The following is a 446-nucleotide window of genomic DNA, read 5'->3' as shown; positions in this document are numbered from 1 at the left end:
CGGGCCAGCTCGAAGTCGAGGTCGGTGACGGCGTCGCCCGCGCTGTGGGTGTTCACCGCGAGGGACACCGTGTTGTAGCCGAGGGTCAGCTCGGAGTGGTGGTTCAGCTCCTCCTGCACCTGGGCGACATGGATGACCAGGGCGGTCGCGGCGAAGTGGGAGGCGAGGCGGTAGGAGCGGGTGAGGCGGCCGGCGTCGTGGGACCAGCCGGGCAGCTCGGCGAGCCGGTCGTCGATCTCCTTCTGCGACAGCGGTGCGACGGCCATGACCTGGCTCCCTTCCTTGAGGGGTGGGTGTCGGGTACCCGTCCAGCGTGCCACAGGAGGGCCACGGCGGCCCTGGCCGGAAGGGTTCCCGCCGGTCCGCGCCGGGAACCCCCGGGCCCGCCGACGCGAGGAGCACGGGGGCGCCCGGGACGCCGGGGCGTACGACACCCCACCCGGCGT

1 pseudogene (running past one end of the window) is annotated in these 446 nt (G+C 73.8%); it reads right to left on the bottom strand.

Annotation, left to right across the window (positions count from 1 at the left end):
- Nucleotides 1-266 (bottom strand): annotated as a pseudogene (locus BZL64_RS23620) (4a-hydroxytetrahydrobiopterin dehydratase); its annotated part reaches 13 nt to the left of the window's first position; the annotation flags it as partial.
- Nucleotides 267-446: the final 180 nt, after the last annotated feature.

Origin of the sequence: Streptomyces bobili, assembly GCF_002154575.1 — a bacterium.
Taxonomy (GTDB): domain Bacteria; phylum Actinomycetota; class Actinomycetes; order Streptomycetales; family Streptomycetaceae; genus Streptomyces; species Streptomyces bobili.
Note: the sequence above shows the minus strand (reverse complement) of the source record. Positions and strands in the feature narration are given on the sequence as shown.